A 12,971-nucleotide genomic window follows, 5' to 3' on the forward strand; every position below is an offset into this window, starting at 1 on the left:
GACGCGCCCCGAAGGGGCGCGGGGCTGCATACATGTGCGGCTCCGCCGCGCGGGCGCGACCAGCCCCCCACCTACCCGCAGACCGCAAACCAATGGCCGGGCACCCACTTCGTACCCGGCCATCGATCCGACGTCAGCTCTTCAAAGAAGCCATCCAGCTCTCGACTTCGTCGGACCGCCGAGGCAGCCCCGCGCTGAGGTTCCGGTTCCCGTCCTCGGTCACCAGAATGTCGTCCTCGATCCGAACGCCGATCCCCCGGTACTCCTCCGGCACCGTCAGGTCATCGGCCTGGAAGTACAGACCGGGCTCAACCGTGAGAACCACCCCCGGCTCCAGCGTCCCGTCGACATACGACTCCACCCGCGCGGCAGCGCAGTCGTGCACGTCCATCCCGAGCATGTGCCCGGTCCCGTGCAGCGTCCACCGCCGCTGCAGCCCGAGCTCCAGCACCCGCTCCACGGGCCCCTCGACCAGCCCCCACTCGACGAGCCGCTCGGCCAGCACCCGCTGCGCGGCGTCGTGGAAGTCCCGGTACTTGCCGCCCGGCTGCACGGCCGCGATCCCGGCCTCCTGGGCGTCGTACACGGCGTCGTAGATCTTCTTCTGGATCTCGCTGAAGCGCCCGTTGATCGGCAGCGTGCGCGTGACGTCGGCGGTGTAGTACGTGTGCGTCTCGACGCCTGCGTCCAGGAGCAGCAGTTCACCGGAGCGCACCGGCCCGTCGTTGCGCACCCAGTGCAGCGTGCACGCGTGCGGTCCGGCGGCGGCGATCGTGCCGTAGCCGACGTCGTTGCCCTCCACGCGCGCGCGGAGGAAGAACGTGCCCTCGATGTAGCGCTCGGAGGTCGCCTCCGCCTTGTCGAGGACCTTCACGACGTCCTCGAAGCCGCGCACGGTCGAGTCGACGGCCTTCTGCAGCTCGCCGATCTCGAAGTCGTCCTTGACGAGACGCGCCTCGGAGAGGAAAACGCGCAGCTCCTCGTCGCGCTCGGCGGTGACCTTGTCGGTGAGGGCCGCCTCGATGCCCGCGTCGTAGCTGCGCACGACCCGCACCGGACCGGTCGCCTCGCGCAGTGCATCCGCCAGTTCGCGCACGTCGGAGGCCGGGATGCCGTACAGCTTCTCCGCCTCGGTGAGCGAGTGCCGGCGGCCGACCCACAGCTCGCCCTGGCCGGAGAGCCAGAACTCGCCGTTCTCGCGGTCGGAGCGCGGCAGGAGGTAGATCGTCGCGTCGTGGCCCTCGGCGTTCGGCTCCAGGACGAGGACGCCGTCCTCGGTCTGGTTGCCGGTGAGGTACGCGTACTCGACTGACGCCCGGAAGGGGTAGTCGGTGTCGTTCGAGCGGGTCTTGAGATTGCCCGCCGGGATCACCAGACGCTCACCGGGGAAGCGCGCCGACAGCGCGGAGCGCCGTGCGGCGGTCTCGGCGGCCTGGGCGATCGGCTGCAGGTCGTGCAGCTCCGTGTCGGCCCAGCCGGACTTCATGCTCTCGGCCAGCTCGTCGGACACGCCCGGGTACAGGCCGTTCTTGCGCTGCTTGATCGGCTCTTCTGCGCTCTCTTCCGGGGTCTCCGGGGTGAGCTCGTCGGCCACGGTCATCCTCCTCGATACGGCACTGGACCCCCTCCATCGTACGGTCGTACGGAAGGGGGCCCTGGGGCGGAAGACCTGTTACCGGTTCCTACTCGAAACGCGCCGCCAGCAGGACCACGTCCTCCTCGCCGTCGGCCGCGTCGAGCCCGTCCGGCAGCACCGTCCGCAGCACGTGGTCGACGATCGCGTCGGGGTCGTGCCGCAGCGCCCTGGGCACTCCGGCCGCCGCCGCGTGCAGCCGCGCGAAGGCACGGTCGGTGGCGTCGCCGGTGCGGTGCAGCAGGCCGTCGGTGTAGAGCAGCACCGTCTCGCCGGGCTCCACCTGGAACTCCACGCTCGGCGCCTCCCAGCAGGCGAGCATGCCGAGCGGCGCGGACACGGACGTCTCCACGAACTCGATGCGCCGATCGCCGATCAGCAACGGCGGGCTGTGCCCGGCACCGGCCAGCGTGATCTTGCGCAAAGAAGGCTCGCAGTAGGCGAACAGGGCGGTCGCGGAGCGGGCGGGCTCGGTGAGGCGGAGCAGCAGCTCCAGGTCGGACAGGACCGCAACCGGATCCTCGCCCTCCATCACGGCGTACGCCCGCAAGGAGGCCCGCAGCCGTCCCATCGCGGCGACCGCGCTCGGCCCGGAACCGGTCACCGAGCCGACCGCAAGGCCCAGCGCTGCGTCCGGCAGCGGCAGTGCGTCGAACCAGTCGCCGCCCCCGCGCGGGCCGGTGCGGTGCCGGGCGGCGAGCTGCACTCCGGCGACGCGGGGGAGCCGGGACGGCAGCAGCTCCTCGGCCATCGTCGCCATGCACGCGCGCGTACGCTCCAGTTCGACCAGCCGGGCCAGGTGTTCACCGGCGTAACGGGCGTACAGCCCGACCAGGTGCCGCTGGCGCTCGACCGGCTCGGCGGGCTCGTCGTACAGCCACACGGCGGCGCCGAGACGGTCCGCGGACTCGGTGGCCAGGGGGAGCGCGTAGCAGGCGGCGTAGCCGAGGCGGGCGGCCACCTCGCGGTGCCGGGGATCGAGACCGTCCTCGGCGAACAGGTCCGGCTGTGCGATCTCGCCGTCCGCGCCCGGCAGTCCGTCCAGGATGCGGCCGTACGACATGGCACTGCGCGGCACGGTCTCGATGTGACCGAGGTCGGCACGGGCGAGGCCCAGGCCGATCGTCGTGTCCGGACCGAGCCCGTCGCCCGGTTCCAGCACGACGAGACCGCGCCGGGCACCCACGAGGGCGGCTCCGGCGTGCAGCAGTTCCGTCAGGGCGTCGGCTAGTGAGTCCGTGCGGGCCAGACGTTCGGTGAGTTCGTGAAGTGTCGTGAGGTCCGAGACCCAGCCGGCGAGCCGGTCCTGGAGCAACGCCCCCGGTGGATGCGGCGGGGAGACCGGAGAGGAGCCCGAGGCGGGGGGCGCGGGCGCGACAGTGTGTGCGGGCGATGGAACCGTTGAATCGATTCCGGCCACTTTCGGAGCGTGAGGGGCGTTCATGGCGTCCGGCTTTCCGACCGGTGCGTATTGCTCAAAAGCATCGCAAACCCCCATGTCATTCTGCGCCGCTAGCAGTGTCTCCACATGTACACGCACTCGTGAGGGGATGTCCAGCATTGTCCTGCCGGGATTCCTGGTGTCCATGGGTTACCAGTGGTCCCCTTGCCAAAAGGCAAAGTTGGCTTAAAACTGACTCGGGTAACGGGGTATTGCGGTCGACTGGGCTTGCTCCACAGAGCGTCACAGCGGTCGTGATGGGTACGTACTCGGAGAAGACCAGGGGTGGTTGACAGCCACCCGGAACCTGGTGACCGACCCGGGCGTCTTAGCCACCGACGACCGTGCCCCATCCTCCCGTGGCGGAGGCGAAGAGAAATACGCGGGACGGCAAAACGCCAGACTTCGCCACCCCCACGCCACGCCCATGCTTTTGATGGATGCAGCATGGACGAGGCTGCCGCGGATGCAGTCAACGTTCGACCCATAGGGGTTCCCCTTGCCTCCGGCAGGGGTGTGATGCGCCAACAGGTACGCACAGTGAAGTGATCGACACATGGTGTGATGTGGCCCCCACGGTGTTGCCAGCGGTGCAACGGAAAGGAACGAGCGCTCATGCGCGAGATCCTCGGAAGGCGACGCAGGCTCCTGTCCAAGCGCAGCGACGGAAGGCCTGAGTTGATCAGCGCGGCCCTGACCTTCGCGACGGAATGGCAGTGGCCCGTACTCCCGGGTGTGGCGGCGGACCCGCAGGGGCGTTCCCGCTGCGGCTGCCCCGACCCCGAGTGCACGGTGCCCGGCGCGCACCCCTTCGATCCCGGCCTCCTCGCGGCCACGACCGACGCCCGCATGGTGCGCTGGTGGTGGGCCAACCGGCCCGCCGCGCCGATCGTCCTGGCCACCGGCGGCAAGGCCCCCTGCGCGGTGAGCCTGCCGGCCCTCGCCGCCTCGCACGCGCTGACCGCGCTCGACCGCATGGGCATGCGCCTCGGCCCGGTCGTGGCCTCGCCCAGCCGCTGGGCGATCCTGGTGAAGCCGTACTCCATGGAGCAGTTGGGCGAGCTCCTCTACGCCAAGGACTTCGTCCCCGGTTCCCTCCGCTTCCACGGCGAGGGCGGCTATCTGGCCCTGCCCCCGTCCGAGACCGGCGAGGGCGAGATCCGCTGGGAGCGTGCTCCGCTGCCCGGCTCCGCCTCCCCCTGGGTGCCCGACGTCGAGCCCGTGGTGGACGCCGCCGTCGAGGCCCTCACTCGTACGGGTGTGAGCGCGCCCGAGTTGTAGGGGTGTCGGGCGCGCACGGAACGGCGCGCCCGGTTGCGGTCGTTATCTTCCGGAGTATGAACCTCCGTCTGCCCGCTCTCGCGGGCATCGTGGTGTGCGCGGTTGCGCTGCCGCTGGCCGTGGCATCCGCGGGACCGGTGGGTGACGAAGGCCGCGTCGTCGTACGTGCTCCCGCTCGCGAAGCCGTACGTGCCTCCCCGCGCGACGAGGACGCCAAGGCACCCTCCCTCACACCCACCGCCTCCGCCGCCCTGCAACTCGGCCTGGGCCTGGCCACCGCCGCCCGCTGCGGCCCCCAACTCACTTCCCCCGACGGCATCGAGGCGCAGACCTGTGTGCTGACGCAGGGTGAGGAAACCTGGGCGCGCACCTACTACCGCAATGCGACCGGTGGCGCTCTGGACTCCGCACTGAGCCTCATGGGACCCGGTGGCCGCACCCTGCAGATGAACTGCGACGTGAGCGCCGGGGACGAGCCGGAGATGTGCGAGACACCGCGCAGGCGCACCCAGGGTTCGCTGGACGCCTACACGGCGGTGGCGGAGTTCGCGGCACGGGGCGGGAGCGGGCCGCTGCTGCTGCGATCCGGGAGCAACTCCGGGGAACCCGGGGGCAGTTGACGGACGGCTGCGTTCCGTCAAGGGACCGTGCACATGAAAAGACCCGGTTGCTGGCGACGGGGGATGCACCAGCAACCGGGCTACTGGAACGGTAACAAGAGATCGGCGGTTCGCAAATTCGATCCGGTCTTTCCAGTCACGTATTTGCTTGTTCCCAGCGGGACTTGTGACCGGACCCACCGATTCCGCAAGATCCGGTTCGGCTGACCGGTCGGTCAGCCGAACCGAGTCGCGTCACCGTCTGTCAACTGAGCGTGACCTGGCGGTTGGTGAGACCGCCGCGCGCGCGGCGCTCGTCGGGGGTCAGCGGCGCGTCCGAAGCGAGGGCCGCGGCGAGGCGCTCGGCGAATTCGGCCGCCGGCTTCTCGATGTCCTCCGCCGAGACCCCGCTCGGCAGGTCCCAGACCGGGACGGTGAGCCCGTGAGCGCGGAAGGAACCCACGAGGCGCGTTCCTTCACCGAGGTTCGACCGGCCCGCCGCGTGCAGTCGCGCAAGGGCGTCCAGAAGCTGCTCCTCCGGGTGCGGCATGACCCAGCGCAGGTGGTTCTTGTCCGGCGTCTCGCACCAGTACGCGGCGTCCACGCCCGTGAGCTTCGCGGTCGGGATGGCCGCGGCGTTGGCCCGCTCCAGGGAGGCGGCCACTTCCGGGGTGGCGTTCTCGGAGTCCGGGACCCAGAACTCGAAGCCGCTGTGCACAACTGGCTCGAACGCGCCTTCGGGGTCGAGCAGATCCTGCAGTCGCGGACCGTCGGCGGGAGCGCGGCGGCCCTCGACCGGGGTGCCCGGCTCGGCGGTCAGTGCGCGCTGGAGGGTGTCGGCGAGGTCGCGGCTGATGTCTCCGGACGCCGTGTCGTTCTGCAGGCCCAGCAGTACCGAGCCGTCGTCACGGCGCAGGGCCGGCCAGGCCATCGGCAGCACCGTCGCAAGCGTGACCGAGGGAACGCCCTCGGGGAGCCCGCCCTTCAGCGGCAGCTCGACGGTCGCCGCCGGCACCAGCTCACGCAGCGCCACCCAGTCGCACTCGCCCGCAAGTCCCTCGAAGGGGCGGTGCACCAGCTCGGTCACGGCGTGCGCGGCGGCCCGTCCATGACAGGCCTTGTAACGGCGGCCGCTGCCACAGGGGCAGGGCTCACGTGCGCCGACAACCGGGATCTCTCCATCCGTGATCTGCGGGCGCTTGGCCTTCGTCTGAGGTCGCTTCTTGGCCATCGTGGGTGTCTCCCGGTTACGGCTCGTCTCGTACGTCGGGAGCCTAGCCGTTCACGCCGTGACCCACGGGGACCTGTGGACAGCCAGGTGTTCAGTCCAGATCGTCGAACGCGTCCGCGAAGTCCAGGCCCGGCATGGCCGGAATCCTCGAGACCGACGGGGTCGTGACGCGCGTAGCGAAGGTGTCACGGATGCGCCCGGCGTCCGGATCATGAACGTCGTCGTGCACGACGACCCATACCGTGACCTCGCCCCGGGTGTCGTCGCGGACGCCCCAGTCGTCGGCGAGCGCGGTGATGATGTTCAGCCCGCGGCCGCCGTGCGCGGTGACCGAGGGCGTGGCCGGAGCCGGGCGGGTGGGCCCGCCGCCGTCCGTCACCTCCACCGTGAGCCGACCGCCCACGTCCACGCGCCACGCGGCCCGTACGTCTCCGTCCCCGGCGAGGGCGTCGCCCAGTGGCCGGCCGTGCTTGCACGCATTGCTCAAGAGTTCGGAAAGAATCAGTACGGCATCGTCGATGACCGCTTCCGAGACGCCGCCCGTGCGCAGTTGCTCGCGCATACGGTGTCTCGCCTCCCCCACGCCCGCAGGGCCATGGGGTACGGCCATGCTCGACGACGTGGGCACCTCCTGTGCCACCACCAACGCCACCCCCGAGACCTCCTTTGCCCCACGCCACGGTGTGGATGCCCCATTGGCCTGTACCGGAAACCGGCCAATCCAGGTCCGGTGACGCATTCGCAACGATCGAATACGGACCGAACGCGCCGGAGCACTCCCTGTAGTCGTGTGGCTGGTTTTCGACGGTGTCCGGAATCGGAGGATGATGCCAGTGGGGTGGAAGGGTCAAGAGTTCTTCACAGGTCTTTACCAGTGACACATGTCAATGACCGGTCAACGGCCGAGTTGGCGCAGCACCGCGCGCGGGCGGTTGGTGATGATGGCGTCGACGCCCAGGTCGACGCAGAGGTCCACGTCCTCGGGCTCGTTCACCGTCCACACGTGCACCTGGTGGCCGGCCCGTTTCAGACGCTCGATGTACGCGGGGTGATTGCGCACGATCCGGATCGAGGGGCCCGCGATCCGGACACCGGCCGGCAGTCGCCCGTCGCGCAGCCGGGGCGAGACGAACTGCAGCAGGTAGACCGTCGGCAGCGTCGGCGAGGCGGCACGCACGCGATGCAGCGACCGCGCCGAGAAGCTCATCACGCGCACGGGCGACTCGGCGGCGGAGGCCGGGGCGTCCAGCCCGAACCGCTTGAGCAGCATCATCAGCCGCTCCTCCACCTGTCCCGCCCACCGCGTCGGGTGCTTGGTCTCGACGGCCAGCTCCACCCGCCGCCCCGCGTCCGCGACCAGCTCCAGCAGCCGCTCCAGGGTCAGTACGGAGGTGTCCTCCCGGTCCTCGGGCCGGAACTCCCAGTCGGGCTCCTCGTCGCGGTTGCGCCAGAACTCCCGCGTCTTGCGCGAGCCGAAGTCCAGGGCGGCGAGTTCGGCGAGCTCCAGCGCCGAGACCGCTCCCCGCCCGTTGGACGTACGGTTGACGCGTCGGTCGTGAACACAGACGAGATGGCCGTCCGCCGTCAGACGTACATCGCACTCGAGGGCATCCGCACCGTCCTCGATCGCCTTCTTGTACGCGGCCAGGGTGTGCTCGGGGGCCTCTTCGGAGGCTCCGCGATGGGCGACGACTTGAATCCGGTGCTGCCGTGCGTGGGTCACCGCGTCATGGTGCCACCGCGAGGGGGTAGTCGTGCGACCGGAGGAGCAGAGGTTGCGTCCCTTTTGCCTGTCATGGCCTATATAAGGAAAGGCCCCGGACCCACAGGCACCGCTTATGGTGCCCTGACGGCGCATGGGAAAAGCTGACGGCATACAAAGGGAACATGCACAGCTGCAGCGCACGGACCGTCGACCAACGTGAACGGGCGTGACGGAGTGCGACCGAGAACAACAGCCGTGGATCGAGGAGAGAAGCTGTGAGCACCGAGAACGAGGGCACCGCGGTACCCCCGGCCCCGTCTGCACCCCCCGTGCCGGTGGACGCTCCCGCTCCCTCGGCACCCGCCGCCCCCGAGGGTGGCGCGCCGACCACCCCACTCCCGGCGACGCCTCCGGGCGCCCCCGGCGCCCAGGAGCAGGAGCTGGTACACGCCGGGCACGCGCCCGCGTACGCGTCGACGGAGTCCGGTGGCGCCCAGCAGGGCTCCGGCGGATCGGCCCCGGACGCCTCCTGGCCGCCCCCGCCGCCCGCGACCCCGTCGTACGCCGACGGCGGCGGCGGCTCGAACTCCGGCTGGGGCTCCTCGTACCAGCAGCAGCCGTCCTCCCCGAAGTCCGGCCGCGGCGGTCTCGTCGCCGCGATCCTGGTGGCCGCGCTGGTCGCCGGCGGCCTGGGCGGCGGTCTCGGCTACACGCTGGCCAAGAACAACGACAACAACACCGGCTCGACGACCGTCTCCGCGTCCGACAGCGGCGGCTCCGTCAAGCGCGACCCGGGCACGGTCGCGGGTGTGGCCGCCAAGGCGCTGCCCAGCACGGTGACCATCGAGGCCGAGTCCAACAGCGGCGAGGGCGGCACCGGCACGGGCTTCGTCTTCGACACCCAGGGCCACATCGTCACCAACAACCACGTCGTCGCGGACGCGCTCGACGGCGGCAAGCTGACGGCGACCTTCCCGAACGGCAAGAAGTACGACGCCGAGGTGGTCGGCCACGCCCAGGGTTACGACGTCGCGGTCATCAAGCTCAAGAACCCGCCGTCGGACCTCAAGCCCCTCACCCTGGGCGACTCCGACAAGGTGGCGGTGGGCGACTCGACGATCGCCATCGGAGCCCCCTTCGGCCTGTCCAACACGGTGACCACGGGCATCATCAGCGCCAAGAACCGCCCGGTGGCCTCCAGTGACGGCACCGGCAGCAACGCGTCGTACATGAGCGCCCTGCAGACCGACGCCTCGATCAACCCGGGCAACTCCGGCGGCCCGCTGCTCGACGCCTCGGGCAATGTCATCGGCATCAACTCCGCCATACAGTCGACCAGCAGCGGCGGCCTCGGCGGCACCAGCCAGTCCGGCTCGATCGGCCTGGGCTTCGCCATCCCGATAAACCAGGCCAAGTACGTGGCCCAGCAGCTGATCAAGACCGGCAAGCCGGTCTACGCGAAGATCGGCGCGTCCGTCTCCCTGGAGGACTCCTCCGGCGGCGCGAAGATCACCGACCAGGGCACCGGCGGCGCCTCCGCGGTCGAGTCCGGCGGCCCCGCCGACAAGGCCGGCCTCAAGCCCGGCGACGTGATCACCAAGCTCGACGACCATGTGATCGACTCCGGCCCGACCCTCATAGGCGAGATCTGGACCCACAAGCCCGGCGACAAGGTCACGATCACCTACGAGCGCGGCGGCAAGACCCACACGGTCGAGCTCACCCTGGGCTCGCGCACGGGCGACAGCTGACCCGCCCGCGGATCGATCCGGCACGTCCCTCCCCGCGCCGCCGATCAGTCGGCGGCGCGGGTGCGTTGCCCGAGCCCCCCCGAGGCCGGGCCTGTCACCTTCCCGCTCCTGCACCTGCGCGCAAGTAATGCTCGCTCGCCGCAGCCGAGTCCGGCATCGGCGTCTGCGGGGACCGGTTCACCCCGGGGCTCGTCGCCCACTCGGCACGCGCGCCTGTACGGCCCGCCGAGAGCATCGACTTCCAGGACCTGTTTCGCTTGAACGGCATCTCGAAGATCTCGGCGAACAGCCATGCCGCAAAGACCGATGCGGGCAGCGCCAGAATCAGCGTGAAACAGAATGTGGGCAGTCCGGCCGACATGTAGTCCGGGGCGATTTTCCGGACGACGATCATGACGATCGGCAGGTGGATGAGATAGAGGCTGTAGGAGAAGTTGCCGAGGCTGCGCATGGGCCGGGTGGCGAGGAACCGCATCAGAAAGGCGGGGCGCCCGGTGGCGACCGCCGCGATGAACATCGCCATGGCGGGCGCGATGACCAGGTCCACCCAGAAGTAGTGATTCACCGTCCACGCCGATCCCTTGACGGCAATGAGTGACAGCACCGGAATCACGGCCAGGGCGGCGAGCCAGTGCCAGGGCAGGCGCCGGATCCTCTCCCGCGCGACAAGGACTCCCGCGCCGACCAGGCCGGCGACGAATACGGGGGCGAGATTCGGGGTCAGCCAGTAGTCGCCCTCGACCGGGGTGCCGTCCTCCGCCGTCAGCCCCCGTACGACCGCGAACAGGGTCACGCCGGTGACCAGGAACACCGCGCCCAGGCGGCGCCGGACGAAGAGCAGCAGCGGGAAGAGGAGATAGAGCTCGGCCTCCACGGCGATCGACCAGAACGCACCGTTCGGTGTGTGTGCCGGGAACAGGTCCTGGGCCAGGAAGCCGTACACGAGAACTGTTCTGTCGGTCGGCGGACCGTGATGCGAGGCGGGTACCACGAAGACGGCGATGATCAGGCTCAGTGCGAGTGCCGCCCAGTACGGCGGAAGGATTCGCCAGGCGCGCCGCCGCAGGAACCGGGAAATGCTGCCCTGGTGCCAGCCGTGGCGTGCCGGAGAGATGGCCAGCGAGAATCCGGACAGCACGAGAAAGAAGACGACGGCGAGACGGCCGTACATCAGCCAGCCCAGCCAGGACGGGCCCGAGTTCTCGGGAAAGCCCGAGAAGCTCAGCAGCCAGCAGTGAAAAAGGACCACGTACAGTGCGGCCAGACCGCGGAGTCCGTCCAGACCCTGCACCTGGCTGGTGCCGTTCATTTCCTGAGAAATTGTTCGGCCCTTCCTCTCGGCACCTAGGTGACCCTCCGGGGCGGCCGCTGCGCCACCCATCGTGACTCGTACGTCGCACGGAGCGAGGAGGTTCACCTCTGGCGAGAAGGTTGCACCCGTATGACCAATTACGGACCCTGTACCAAATCGGGCGCAAGTCCGTGCCGGTCGGACCTCATCCGGACCACGCCGCCCACGGCCCGCCGTGATCCCGGTACGCTGTACCCGCTCCGCCCCAGGTGGGCGGCGGCGGAGGTGGGTTGCCCGAGCGGCCTAAGGGAACGGTCTTGAAAACCGTCGTGGCAGCGATGTCACCGTGGGTTCAAATCCCACACCCACCGCTGGTCGCAGAGCTGGGGTGCCGGAACGCTTCCGGCACCCCAGCTGTCTTGTGTCGGGAGGGCCCAAGACGCGCGCCGTCTCAGACCTTCCCCACGAGGGCCGCGACCAGTGCCGCCACCCCGCCCTGCACGATCGACAGGACCGCGTCCTTGGCGCCGCCGGCGATGGCGCTGCCGAGCGCCTGGAAGCGGCCCGGCTGCGAGTTCACCGCGGCGACCACCGCGCCGGGATCGGTGACGCTGCCGTCCGGGGCGACCAGACCGGCCCGGGTCAACTCGGCCACGAAAGAGCGCAGTTCGGCGACGGCGGCGTCCAGCTCGGCCCGGGAGACGCCTTCCGAGTGCCGGACCGACTGGACGTTGCGATCGCCGACCTGCTTGTACTGATCCCGGCCGACTTTGTCTCCGTACACGAAGTCAGACATTTCTTAAGGCCTTTCGAGGCTCGTCAGGTGAACATGCGATTTCCGGGTCCGCTCTGCTTGTACTGATCCCGGCCCACCTTGTCGCCCATCACGACATCGCCCCGCACCTGTACGTGCATTGCCTGGAAGGGCGGATTCTCGATGGCGTCGACGATGATGCTCTTGATGCGCTGGATCTCGGTGAAATCGGTTCCTGTGAGAGCGGTGTACTGGGTTCCCGCCGTCTCGATGACGAGGGCATAGCGGCGCTTTCTGAACAGGAGCCGGTAAAGGAAGACCGCCAGATGGAACGTCATTGCCGCGCCGGCCAGCCCGGCGACAATGACGGCGAACTGGTGGGCCAACTGCTCGATGTCGGGATCGGTGCCGGCCGGGAGCTCGGGCGGCACCAGTACGGCTGCCGCGACGACCACACCCGCCACGACGGCCACCGAGAGCATCCGGCGCAGGGGGTGGAAGGTGGCGAGTCTGCCGCCCCAGCGGACCTCCAGCAGCTGGACCCGGGAGATATTCGCCAGCGGGTACACCTCGTGCCCGATTTGAACAACTCTTCGACTGATGACGATTTCACCGACGCGCCTCTTGGCCATACGACGTCACCTTCGGGCGGGAGCGGCGCAGGGCAGGGCTGATCTGGATGAAGTGTTCGGCATGAGATCCCCCGTCGCGCGGAGCGCACTCGGCTCCGGAATTCGATGCCGAGCAGTGTGCTCCGTTGATATTGGCCCAACAAGCCTTATCCGGAAGGTCGGTGAGGGAGAGTCAGCAGGGTCGGAAGGGGTGACGCACTGGCGCGAAATGCAGACTAGAGTTCGCAATCCCGCGCCAGCTCGTCCCAGTCCAGCTCGCGCAACGAAGCCTCCGCATCGCACTCGGACGGGATCCGGGTCGTCGGCTGGAACCAGATCACCGTGAGGGCCGAGCGGTACAGCAGCGGATCATGGGCCGGGTCCAGTGCCGTGGAGCGGAACGTGCCGACGCACGCGACGGACGGCAGCACCTCGACCGGGCCGAGGGCACCGGCGTACTGGTGCGGGTACTCGCGCGGCGGCGGGACGAGGTGGACCGGGGTGGCGGGGCAGGTGCGTTCGGCGGCCCGGATCAGGCCCTTGATCACCATGTCGTTGACCGGCCTGCAGGGGTAGCCCTCCGGCATTCCCCCGTACGTCGACGCAAGGCGCAGGTCGGCGAGGTCGACGCAGCGGCCGGAGGCGAGGACCACGCGGGACAGCGACATGGTCCG

12 protein-coding genes and 1 tRNA gene are annotated in these 12,971 nt (G+C 69.6%); 4 read left to right on the forward strand and 9 right to left on the reverse strand.

Features of this window, described 5'->3' with window-relative positions; genetic code table 11:
• Positions 1 to 133: 133 nt before the first annotated feature.
• Both ABZ880_RS39485 and ABZ880_RS39490 read right to left on the reverse strand, forming a co-directional pair.
• Positions 134 to 1,600 carry an aminopeptidase P family protein gene (locus ABZ880_RS39485; RefSeq protein ID WP_361273624.1) on the reverse strand — a complete coding sequence of 489 codons (1,467 nt, stop codon included), beginning with the start codon at positions 1,598 to 1,600 and terminating at the stop codon, positions 134 to 136.
• An 82-nt stretch (positions 1,601 to 1,682) separates the two neighbouring features.
• A complete protein-coding gene (locus ABZ880_RS39490; RefSeq protein ID WP_361273947.1) occupies positions 1,683 to 3,194 on the reverse strand; it encodes a PP2C family protein-serine/threonine phosphatase in 1,512 nt (503 codons plus the stop codon).
• Positions 3,195 to 3,689: 495 nt separating this feature from the next.
• Here ABZ880_RS39490 and ABZ880_RS39495 point away from each other — a divergent pair, with 495 nt between their 5' ends.
• Positions 3,690 to 4,355, forward strand: a complete 666-nt coding sequence (locus tag ABZ880_RS39495; protein WP_361273627.1) for a bifunctional DNA primase/polymerase — start codon at positions 3,690 to 3,692, stop codon at positions 4,353 to 4,355.
• 56 nt (positions 4,356 to 4,411) lie between these two features.
• Positions 4,412 to 4,975, forward strand: a complete 564-nt coding sequence (locus ABZ880_RS39500) for a hypothetical protein (RefSeq protein ID WP_361273630.1) — start codon at positions 4,412 to 4,414, stop codon at positions 4,973 to 4,975.
• Between the two features lie 244 nt (positions 4,976 to 5,219).
• Here ABZ880_RS39500 and ABZ880_RS39505 read toward each other — a convergent pair whose 3' ends face one another.
• The 3 genes from ABZ880_RS39505 to ABZ880_RS39515 form a co-directional block, all read right to left on the reverse strand.
• Positions 5,220 to 6,185, reverse strand: coding sequence for a DUF5926 family protein (locus ABZ880_RS39505; protein WP_361273633.1), 966 nt, complete (start codon positions 6,183 to 6,185; stop codon positions 5,220 to 5,222).
• 91 nt (positions 6,186 to 6,276) lie between these two features.
• Complete coding sequence (locus tag ABZ880_RS39510) at positions 6,277 to 6,924, reverse strand: ATP-binding protein (RefSeq protein ID WP_361273635.1); 648 nt, start codon at positions 6,922 to 6,924, stop codon at positions 6,277 to 6,279.
• 156 nt (positions 6,925 to 7,080) lie between these two features.
• Positions 7,081 to 7,908, reverse strand: coding sequence for a glycerophosphodiester phosphodiesterase (locus tag ABZ880_RS39515; RefSeq protein ID WP_361273637.1), 828 nt, complete (start codon positions 7,906 to 7,908; stop codon positions 7,081 to 7,083).
• Between the two features lie 257 nt (positions 7,909 to 8,165).
• Here ABZ880_RS39515 and ABZ880_RS39520 point away from each other — a divergent pair, with 257 nt between their 5' ends.
• Positions 8,166 to 9,641: a trypsin-like peptidase domain-containing protein gene (locus ABZ880_RS39520; RefSeq protein WP_361273639.1), complete on the forward strand. Its 1,476-nt coding sequence runs from the start codon at positions 8,166 to 8,168 to the stop codon at positions 9,639 to 9,641.
• A gap of 94 nt (positions 9,642 to 9,735) precedes the next feature.
• Here ABZ880_RS39520 and ABZ880_RS39525 read toward each other — a convergent pair whose 3' ends face one another.
• Entirely contained in the window at positions 9,736 to 10,950 is a 1,215-nt protein-coding gene (locus tag ABZ880_RS39525) for an acyltransferase (RefSeq protein ID WP_361273641.1), read from the reverse strand.
• A gap of 266 nt (positions 10,951 to 11,216) precedes the next feature.
• On the opposite strand from ABZ880_RS39525, the gene ABZ880_RS39530 reads away from it, so the two are divergent.
• Positions 11,217 to 11,303, forward strand: a tRNA-Ser gene (locus ABZ880_RS39530).
• Positions 11,304 to 11,383: 80 nt separating this feature from the next.
• On the opposite strand, the gene ABZ880_RS39535 is transcribed toward ABZ880_RS39530, so the two are convergent.
• From ABZ880_RS39535 to ABZ880_RS39545, 3 genes are all read right to left on the reverse strand, one after another.
• Complete coding sequence (locus ABZ880_RS39535) at positions 11,384 to 11,728, reverse strand: hypothetical protein (RefSeq protein WP_361273643.1); 345 nt, start codon at positions 11,726 to 11,728, stop codon at positions 11,384 to 11,386.
• Positions 11,729 to 11,751: 23 nt separating this feature from the next.
• A complete protein-coding gene (locus tag ABZ880_RS39540; protein ID WP_361273646.1) occupies positions 11,752 to 12,318 on the reverse strand; it encodes a DUF6232 family protein in 567 nt (188 codons plus the stop codon).
• A gap of 215 nt (positions 12,319 to 12,533) precedes the next feature.
• Positions 12,534 to 12,965: a hypothetical protein gene (locus tag ABZ880_RS39545; protein ID WP_361273649.1), complete on the reverse strand. Its 432-nt coding sequence runs from the start codon at positions 12,963 to 12,965 to the stop codon at positions 12,534 to 12,536.
• Positions 12,966 to 12,971 lie beyond the last annotated feature (6 nt).

It is taken from the genome of Streptomyces sp. NPDC047043, assembly GCF_040644055.1.
Taxonomy (GTDB): Bacteria; Actinomycetota; Actinomycetes; order Streptomycetales; family Streptomycetaceae; genus Streptomyces.

Bases quoted from the DNA above. Each gene is read 5' to 3' on its own strand.
- ABZ880_RS39535 (WP_361273643.1), bottom strand. From the start codon at position 11,728: ATGTCTGACTTCGTGTACGGAGACAAAGTCGGCCGGGATCAGTACAAG.
- ABZ880_RS39505 (WP_361273633.1), bottom strand. From the start codon at position 6,185: ATGGCCAAGAAGCGACCTCAGACGAAGGCCAAGCGCCCGCAGATCACG.
- ABZ880_RS39540 (WP_361273646.1), bottom strand. From the start codon at position 12,318: ATGGCCAAGAGGCGCGTCGGTGAAATCGTCATCAGTCGAAGAGTTGTT.
- ABZ880_RS39485 (WP_361273624.1), bottom strand. From the start codon at position 1,600: ATGACCGTGGCCGACGAGCTCACCCCGGAGACCCCGGAAGAGAGCGCA.
- ABZ880_RS39495 (WP_361273627.1), top strand. From the start codon at position 3,690: ATGCGCGAGATCCTCGGAAGGCGACGCAGGCTCCTGTCCAAGCGCAGC.
- ABZ880_RS39545 (WP_361273649.1), bottom strand. From the start codon at position 12,965: ATGTCGCTGTCCCGCGTGGTCCTCGCCTCCGGCCGCTGCGTCGACCTC.
- ABZ880_RS39500 (WP_361273630.1), top strand. From the start codon at position 4,412: ATGAACCTCCGTCTGCCCGCTCTCGCGGGCATCGTGGTGTGCGCGGTT.
- ABZ880_RS39490 (WP_361273947.1), bottom strand. From the start codon at position 3,194: ATGCTGGACATCCCCTCACGAGTGCGTGTACATGTGGAGACACTGCTA.
- ABZ880_RS39525 (WP_361273641.1), bottom strand. From the start codon at position 10,950: ATGAACGGCACCAGCCAGGTGCAGGGTCTGGACGGACTCCGCGGTCTG.
- ABZ880_RS39510 (WP_361273635.1), bottom strand. From the start codon at position 6,924: ATGCGTCACCGGACCTGGATTGGCCGGTTTCCGGTACAGGCCAATGGG.